At 70.9% G+C, this 8,123-nt stretch carries 10 protein-coding genes; 6 read left to right on the forward strand and 4 right to left on the reverse strand.

Going from position 1 to position 8,123, the window contains the following annotated elements:
- Positions 1-59: 59 nt before the first annotated feature.
- The 3 genes from ETD86_RS33390 to ETD86_RS33400 all read right to left on the reverse strand — a co-directional run bounded on the left by ETD86_RS33390 (position 60) and on the right by ETD86_RS33400 (position 2,362).
- A complete protein-coding gene (locus ETD86_RS33390; protein ID WP_138670636.1) occupies positions 60-644 on the reverse strand; it encodes a TetR/AcrR family transcriptional regulator in 585 nt (194 codons plus the stop codon).
- 141 nt (positions 645-785) lie between these two features.
- Positions 786-1,541, reverse strand: a complete 756-nt coding sequence (locus ETD86_RS33395) for a class I SAM-dependent methyltransferase (protein ID WP_138670637.1) — start codon at positions 1,539-1,541, stop codon at positions 786-788.
- 11 nt (positions 1,542-1,552) lie between these two features.
- Entirely contained in the window at positions 1,553-2,362 is an 810-nt protein-coding gene (locus ETD86_RS33400) for a sugar phosphate isomerase/epimerase family protein (protein ID WP_138670638.1), read from the reverse strand.
- A gap of 102 nt (positions 2,363-2,464) precedes the next feature.
- On the opposite strand from ETD86_RS33400, the gene ETD86_RS33405 reads away from it, so the two are divergent.
- From ETD86_RS33405 to disA, 5 genes are read left to right on the forward strand one after another with little or no spacing between them, the layout of a single operon-like run.
- Positions 2,465-3,163 carry a class I SAM-dependent methyltransferase gene (locus tag ETD86_RS33405; RefSeq protein WP_138670639.1) on the forward strand — a complete coding sequence of 233 codons (699 nt, stop codon included), beginning with the start codon at positions 2,465-2,467 and terminating at the stop codon, positions 3,161-3,163.
- A gap of 53 nt (positions 3,164-3,216) precedes the next feature.
- Positions 3,217-3,585 (forward strand): MerR family transcriptional regulator, encoded by a 369-nt coding sequence (locus ETD86_RS33410; protein WP_138670640.1) that lies wholly within the window; start codon positions 3,217-3,219, stop codon positions 3,583-3,585.
- Between the two features lie 3 nt (positions 3,586-3,588).
- A complete protein-coding gene (trxA, locus tag ETD86_RS33415) occupies positions 3,589-3,894 on the forward strand; it encodes a thioredoxin (RefSeq protein WP_138670641.1) in 306 nt (101 codons plus the stop codon).
- Between the two features lie 36 nt (positions 3,895-3,930).
- Positions 3,931-5,337 carry a DNA repair protein RadA gene (gene radA / locus ETD86_RS33420; RefSeq protein WP_138670642.1) on the forward strand — a complete coding sequence of 469 codons (1,407 nt, stop codon included), beginning with the start codon at positions 3,931-3,933 and terminating at the stop codon, positions 5,335-5,337.
- 41 nt (positions 5,338-5,378) lie between these two features.
- A complete protein-coding gene (gene disA / locus ETD86_RS33425) occupies positions 5,379-6,455 on the forward strand; it encodes a DNA integrity scanning diadenylate cyclase DisA (RefSeq protein WP_138670643.1) in 1,077 nt (358 codons plus the stop codon).
- A 30-nt stretch (positions 6,456-6,485) separates the two neighbouring features.
- Here disA and ETD86_RS33430 read toward each other — a convergent pair whose 3' ends face one another.
- A complete protein-coding gene (locus ETD86_RS33430; RefSeq protein ID WP_138670644.1) occupies positions 6,486-7,160 on the reverse strand; it encodes a hypothetical protein in 675 nt (224 codons plus the stop codon).
- 93 nt (positions 7,161-7,253) lie between these two features.
- On the opposite strand from ETD86_RS33430, the gene ETD86_RS33435 reads away from it, so the two are divergent.
- Positions 7,254-8,114 (forward strand): HhH-GPD family protein, encoded by an 861-nt coding sequence (locus ETD86_RS33435; RefSeq protein WP_138670646.1) that lies wholly within the window; start codon positions 7,254-7,256, stop codon positions 8,112-8,114.
- The last annotated feature ends 9 nt before the right edge of the window (positions 8,115-8,123 follow it).

Here is an 8,123-nt window from a genome sequence, read left to right on the forward strand (position 1 = left end):
GTAACATCTTGTGGGTACGCTACATACCCTAAGGTCATCGCCGTGTTTAGAACAATCCTCTAGCCAGCGAAGTACCTCTGGATGGTGGGCGCCAGCAACTCCACCAGCTCTTCGGGATCGGCGCTCGCCAGCGGCTCAAGTTTGAGCACGTAGCGGCCCAGTATCACGCCGAACATCTGGCCGAACGCGGCCTCGATGCGCAGGTGCGGCACCCCGAGCCGGTCGGCCACCTGGTAGAGCAGGGCGTTGGTGATGAACTCCCGCATCATCGCCGCCGCCTGCTCGTTGGTCATGGCCGAGCGGATCAGCGCCACCATCGGCTCACGTGTCTCCGGGGAGGCGGTGACGCGGAGGAGCAGGCGTACGAGCCGCTCGCCGATCTCCTCGCGCGGGCCCTCCAGCAGCAGCGGGATGACCGTCTCGGGGCTGACCGGCAGCTGCATGGCCGCCGCGAACATGCCCTCCTTGGTCTCGAAATAGTGGTGCACGAGGGCGGGATCGACCTTGGCCTCCCTGGCGATGCCGCGCACCGTGGCCTTGTCGAACCCCTTCTCGGCGAACACCCTCCTGGCCGCCGCCAGGATCTCACCACGTGTGTCGACCGACCCCGGCCGACGCCCAGGACGCCTCTTTACGGTGTTCATTGCCTCACTCCGTTCGGCGGGCTCGGTCGCCCGACGCCGCCGTCTTCCCCCGCTCTGGTCGCTACGCTCCCGCCGCTCCTCCAGACGACGGCACTCCCTCGCCTGTTCATGGCCTCACTCCGTTCGGCGGGCTCGGTCGCCTCACCGGCCCACCGCCAGGTAGACCCGCATCGGCACCGACAGCACTCCCTCGGGGAAATCCTCGCGCAGCGCCGCCCGCTGCCGCTCGACCAGCGCGTCGGCCGCCTCCGCCGACAGCGCCGCCATGTACGAGTGCGAGCGCAGGCCGAGCAGGAAGTCCTCGATGCCGACCAGCCGCGTCCACGGGATCCAGCGCTCCTCGACCACCTCGAACGCCGAGGCGATGGGCGGCACCGACCACTGCTCGACCGCCGGCCCCCAGTAGGCGGGGACCTCCTCGGCCAGGCGGGCTTCGTAGGCTGCCAGCCAGTCGGCCTGGGCCGCGTGATGGAGGTTCCAGCAGCCCACGATCGCGCCCCGCGGCCGCAGCACCCGCCTGGCCTCCGCGATCGAGACCACCGGGTCCAGCCAGTGCCACGACTGGCCGTACGCCACCAGGTCGGCCACCCCGTCCGTCAGCGGCAACGCATTGCCGTCGCCCTGCACCGCCACCACCGCCGGCGTGCCGTTCTGCGACCTGGACATGAGCCTGGCCAGCATCTCCGCGCCCGGATCGATCGCGATGACGTGGGAGCCCCGCGCCCTGAGCGCCCGCGTCAGAATGCCCGTGCCCGCCCCCACGTCCACCGTCGTGGCGCCGTCGAGGTCGACGCCGGTCAGCTCGCTCACCGCGCGATACATCTCGTCCGGATAGCTGGGCCTGCCCGCGTCGTAGGCGTCCGCCACACGATCGAACACCCTGCCAAGATCCCTCATCGGCCCGATGTTCATGTGGAAGCCGCCAGGTGCAGCCGCGCGAACGCCAGCGCCTCCGCCAGGTCGTCGATCCGCTCGGTACGGCTGGCCGCCCTACGCGTGTTGATCTCGAGCACGACCAGGCCGGAGTAGCCGGTGTTGGCCAGGCGCTCCAGCATCTGGGCGCACGGCTGGTTGCCCCTGCCCGGCACGAGGTGCTCGTCCTTGTTCGTCACCCCGATGCCGTCGGCCAGGTGCAGGTGGGCGAGCCGGTCGCCGAGCTTGGCGGCCATCTCCATGGCGTCCGAGCCGGACACGGCGGTGTGCGACAGGTCCAGGGTGACCTGGGGGAAGTCGAAGTCGACCGGGTCCCAGCTCGGCGAGTAGGGCACGACGTCGTTGCCCCTGGCCCGCAGCGGGAACATGTTCTCGACCGCGAACGTGACGTCCGTCTCGTCGCGCATCCTGGCCAGCCCCGCCTCGAAGTCGCGCGCGTAGTCGCGCTGCCAGCGAAACGGCGGGTGCACCACGACCGTCGACGCACCCAGGCGCTCGGCCGCCTTCTGTGCCTTGACCAGCTTGGCCCAGGGGTCACGCCCCCACACCCGCTGGGTGACCAGCAGGCAGGGCGCGTGAATGGCCAGGACAGGAACTTGATAGTGCTCGGAGAGCCGCTCGATCACATCGATGTCCTGACTCACCGGGTCGGCGCCGACCATGATCTCCACGCCGTCGTAGCCCAGGCGGGCGGCCAGCTCGAACGCGTCGGGAGTGCGTTCCGGATATACCGAAGCAGTGGACAATGCGATCTTCGCATTGGGCACGCGTATGACATCAGCCACGCTGCCAGCCTAAGCCGGAGAACCGGATCTGGCGCGCTAGCCCCCTGTGGTGAGCCGCGTCCAGCGGCTCACCACAGGGCGCCGTGCCTCTACCTTTGGGTCATGCCACGGATAGCCAAAGGCGCCATCCCGAGCCCGAACATCTGGAACGCACCCCAGGTCTACGAGTTGGAGAACCGCGCCGTCGATCCCGAGGGCGCGGCCGACGCGGCGATGCGCGCCCTTCGCCCCTGGGACGACGCCACTGTGCTCGACATCGGCTGCGGCACCGGCTACCACCTGCCCGTGCTGGCCGTGTCCGCCGCGAGCGTGATCGGCGTGGAGCCGCACGGCGACCTGGCCATGCTGGCCCGCCGCCGCTGCGCAGCGCTGGCCAACGTGGCCGTGCACGCCGCCGCGGCGCAGGACCTGCCACTGCCGGACGCGAGCGTGGACGTGGCGATGGCGCGCTGGGCTTACTTCTTCGGCCCCGGCTGCGAGCCGGGACTGCGGGAGCTGTCCAGGGTGGTCCGCCGCGGCGGTGCGGCCTTCGTCGTCGACCTGGACGCGACGCGGGGGTCGTTCGGGCGGTGGTTCTCGCGTACGGTGCCGGCGTACTCGGCGCGCGAGGTCGAGGCGTTCTGGGACCGCCACGGGTGGCAGCGTCAGCCGCTGGATCTGCGCATGGCCTTCGAGCGGCGGGCGGACCTGGAGGCGGTGCTGCGCATCGAGTTCGCGCCCGAGGTGGCCGAGCGGGCCATCGCCGAGACATCCGGCCTGGAACTGCCCTATCCGAACGTGTTGCGCTGGCGCTACTACTGAGCCTCCCCCGGGGCTTGACCTTGACGTCAGTGTCAACGTTTACCTTTGGGGGTATGCGCATCGGAGAGCTGGCGGAACGCACTGGAGTGAGCACCCGCTCGCTCCGGTACTACGAACAGCACGGGCTGCTCAGGGCCCGGCGCGGATCCAACGGCTACCGGCAGTACACCGAGGACGACGTCAAGCTGGTCACCGAGATCCGGGCGCTGCTCGCCGTCGGCTTCACTCTGGAGGACACCCGGCCGTTCGTGGACTGTATGCGCAGCGGTCACAGCACGGGCGGCTCGTGCGCCGAGTCCGTCGAGGTCTACCAGCGCAAGCTGGCCGAGATCGACGAGGAGATCCGCCTCCTGCTCACCCGCCGCGCCGAGGTGGCCGCCCAACTCGCCCAATCGTGCCCAGGTTGCTTTGTCAGGGGATAGAGAATGATCACGTTGACCACGGAGAACTTCGAGGAGCAGGTGCTCAAGAGCGACCAGCCGGTGCTGGTGGACTTCTGGGCCGAGTGGTGCGGGCCCTGCCGGATGGTGGCACCCGTGCTCGAGCAGATCGAGGCCGAGCGCGGCCTGACGATCGGCAAGCTCAACACCGACGAGAACCCGGAGATCATGGCCAAGTACGGCGTGATGGGCATCCCCACGCTGATCCTTTTCGAGAACGGCGAACCGGTGAAGCGTGTGGTCGGCGCCAAGCCCAAGCGCCTCCTGGAGTCCGACCTGGGCCTCGTCTAGCCAAGATTGTCGGCCTATGCCGCTACCCTGCTCGGCATGGTCAAGTCAGCCCAGAAGCCCGGATACCGCTGCGCCGAATGCGGTTGGCGTACCACCAAATGGGTGGGGCGGTGCGGCGAGTGCCAGGCGTGGGGCACGGTCGACGAGGAGGGCGCCCGGACCGGCGTCACCGTCGTCCAAGGCGGCGCCACCAGCGCGCCCGCCGTCCCGATCGGCCAGGTCAAGGCCGAGGTCGCGGCCGCGCGCACGACCGGCGTGGGCGAGCTTGACCGGGTGCTCGGCGGCGGGCTGGTGGCCGGCGCGGTCGTGCTGCTGGCGGGCGAGCCCGGCATCGGCAAGTCCACGCTCCTGCTGCAGGCCGCCGCCCGCATCGCCCAGCGCGAGACCGTGCTCTACGTGACGGGCGAGGAGTCGGCCGCCCAGGTGCGGCTGCGGGCCGACCGCATCGCCGCCATCGAGCCCAACCTCTACCTCGCCGCGGAGACCGAGCTGTCGGCCCTGGTCACGCACGTGGACAAGGTCCAGCCCACGCTCCTCGTCGTCGACTCGGTGCAGACGGTCGGCTCCGCGCAGGTCACCGGCGTGCCCGGCGGGGTGACGCAGGTGCGCGAGGTGGCCGCCAATCTCGTACGCCTGGCCAAGGAGCGCAACATGGCCACGGTGCTCGTCGGCCACGTCACCAAGGAAGGCTCGATCGCCGGCCCCCGCACGCTCGAGCACCTGGTCGACGTCGTGCTCAACTTCGAGGGCGACCGCCACTCCAGACTCCGCATGGTGCGCGCGATCAAAAACCGGTTCGGCCCCACCGACGAGGTCGGCTGCTTCGACCTGCACGAGCGCGGCATCGAAGGCATCACCGACCCGAGCGGCCTGTTCGTCTCCCGGCGCAGCGAGCCCGTGCCCGGCACCTGCGTGACGGTCACGGTCGAGGGCACCCGCCCGCTGCCCGCCGAGGTCCAGGCCCTGGTCGCCCGCACCGAGGCACAGCAGCCCCGGCGCACCTCGTCCGGCCTCGACACCTACCGCGTGCAGATGATCCTGGCGGTCCTGGAGCGCCGGCTCAACGCCCGGCTCGGCGGCTGCGACGTGTTCACCGCGACCGTGGGCGGCATCAAGCTGGCCGACCCGGCCGTGGATCTGTCGGTCATGCTCGCGGTGGCCAGCGCCGCCGGCGACAAGCCGCTGCCTCCGGGGCTGGTCGCCTTGGGCGAAGTGGGGCTGGCCGGCGAGCTGCGCCCGGTCAAGGACGTACGGAGGAGGTTGACCGAGGCCGCCCGGCTGGGCTTCAAACGCGCGCTCGTGCCCGCCGGATCCCTGGAGGACGGCACTCGCCGGCGTAACGGGCAGCGTGCTCTGGTGCCCGTGGGACCTGTGGCGTTCGCGCCGGGGTTCGAGGTCGTCCAGGCGGAGAACGTCTGGGACGCACTCACACACGTCACTTAAGCGCGGCTAAGCTGAGCGTGACCGATCGACACGGGGGTCAGGTGGATAGGAGTCTGGACGAACGCCGTCGCGAAGCCCTGGCCGCTGTGGCCCCGGGCACACCGTTGCGCGACGGCCTCGAGCGGATCCTGCGCGGGCAGACCGGCGGGTTGATCGTGCTCGGCTACAACAGGGACGTCGAGTCCGTCTGCAGCGGCGGCTTCGCGCTCGACGTCGAATTCTCCGCCACCCGGCTGCGCGAGCTGGCCAAGATGGACGGCGCGATCGTGCTGAGCAACGACCACAAGATCGTACGCGCCGCCGTGCACCTCGTGCCCGACCCCTCCATCCCCACCGACGAGTCCGGCACCCGCCACCGCACCGCTCAGCGCGTCGCCCGGCAGACCGGCCTGCCCATCATCGCGATCAGCAAGTCGATGCGGATCATCGCGCTCTACCTCGACGGCATCCGCTACGTGCTGGAGGAGTCCGCGGTCATCCTCTCCAAGGCCAACCAGGCCCTGGCCACCCTAGAGCGCTACAAGCACCGGCTGGACGAGGTCTCCGGCACCCTGTCGGCCCTGGAGATCGAGGACCTGGTCACCGTCAGGGACGTCGCCGCCGTCGTGCAGCGTCTCGAAATGGTCCGCCGCATCTCCGACGAGATCAAGGGCTACGTGGTGGAGCTGGGCACGGACGGCCGCCTGCTCTCGCTGCAGCTCGACGAGCTGGTGGCGGGCGTGGACTCCGAGCGCGAGCTGGTCATCCGCGACTACCTCCCCGCCCCCTCGACGCGCCGCCAGAAGCGCCTGGTGGACGCCATGCACGACCTCGACACCGTGTCGGGCAGCGAGCTCCTGGACCTCTCGGCCGTCGCGCACGTCCTCGGCCACAACGGCACCGACAAGCTGGACAGCCCGGTCAGCCCTCGCGGCTTCCGCCTCCTCGCCAAGGTGCCCCGCCTGCCGGCCTCGGTGGTGGACCGCCTGGTCAACCACTTCGGCAGCCTGCAGAAGCTGCTGGCGGCCAGCATCGACGACCTGCAGGCGGTGGGCGGCGTCGGCGAGTCCCGTGCCCGCAGCGTCCGCGAGGGACTCTCCCGCCTCGCCGAGTCCTCCATCCTCGAACGCTACGTGTAGGCCTCCAGGAGCGCCGGCGGCCGCCTGACGTCAGCGCAGGTGGAAGACGCCCTTGGTGCTGCGGAGCCCGCCCATGCGGGCCGTGGCCACGTACGTCCCGGGCAGGGCGGACGGGGGGGTCGAGCGGCAGTCGGTGCTGGAGCGGCGGCGGTCCCAGCTCAACGTCTGCACGTACGGGATTCCCCGTTGCAGGTCCTGGACGTCCGTCCCGACACCGCTGACGCAGTCGGCGGTGGACCAGATGCGGTCCGCGCCCGAGGTGATGCGGATCTCCATGGTCCGCGGCCCCACGTCGGCCTTGCACATCACGGGGCCCGTGTTCACCAGCGTGACGATGAAGGCAGGCCGGGCGTCCCCGGCGTAGACCTGGTCCTTGCCGCCCTGGAGGCTGAGCACGAGGTCCTGTTCGGTGCAAGGCTCACCGGGGCGCCTGGGCTTCGCGGCAGCGGTCGTCCTGGCCGGGCTGGGGGTGGGGGATGGGCTGGCCGTGCCCATGGCGAGCGTACGAAGGCCCGCCAGCAGCGGATCGGCGGCGGGCGTCGCGCTCGGTGATGACTGGGCGCTCGACGTGCGCTCCGGTCCGCTGCCCCCGCTGGAACACGCCCACGCCACCACGGCCACCACGACGAGCACCGCCACCAGCACGCTCATGCGCCGCCGCCAGTAGACGTCACCGCCGTCCCCACGCATCGTGTCGGGATCCATACGCACAGGATGGTAATCGGACGGCCACCTAGGGTGACGACACGCCGAAATCATTCACGGAGTCATACCCTTGACCGCGTGGCTGATCCGAAAATGTTGCACGGGCCTGTGCTCAATTGGTACGAGGACAACGCCAGGGACCTTCCGTGGCGGGCCGCCGACGCGACACCCTGGGGCGTGCTGGTCAGCGAGATCATGCTCCAGCAGACCCCGGTCGTACGCGTGCTGCCCGTGTGGCACGACTGGATGACCCGCTGGCCCACGCCCAAGGATCTGGCCGCCGAGCAGCCGGGCGAGGCCGTACGCCACTGGGGCCGGCTCGGCTACCCGCGCCGGGCGCTGCGCCTGCACGCGTGCGCCAGGGCCATCACCGACGAGCACGGCGGCGAGGTGCCGGCCGACCACGCGACCCTGCTGTCCCTGCCCGGCATCGGCGAGTACACCGCCGCCGCCGTCGCCAGCTTCGCCTACGGCGGCCGGCACGCCGTCCTGGACACGAACGTCCGCCGCGTCTTCGCCAGGGCGGTACGCGCCGAGGAGTACCCCCCTACGGCCACCTCCGCGGCCGAGCGGCGGCTGGCGGAGAGCCTGCTGCCCGAGTTGGGTGCGGCCCGCTGGGGCGTTGCGGTGATGGAGCTGGGCGCGCTGGTCTGCACGGCCAGGGCGCCGCGCTGCGCGGACTGCCCGATCGCGCACGCGTGCGCGTGGCGCCTGGCCGGCAAGCCGCCGCACGCCGGTCCTGCGCGCAAGGGGCAGACGTACGCCGGCACCGACCGCCAGTGCCGCGGCCGGCTGCTGGCGGTGTTGCGCGACGCCCACGGGCCGGTCCCCAAGGAGGCACTCGACGTGGTGTGGGACGACGCGGTGCAACGCGAGCGCGCTCTGGACGGCCTGGTCGCGGACGGCCTGGCCGAGGCGCTCGAGGACGGCACGTACCGCCTCCCCCACGCCTGACCCACCACC

Origin of the sequence: Nonomuraea turkmeniaca (genome assembly GCF_005889735.1) — a bacterium.
Classification (GTDB): domain Bacteria; phylum Actinomycetota; class Actinomycetes; order Streptosporangiales; family Streptosporangiaceae; genus Nonomuraea; species Nonomuraea turkmeniaca.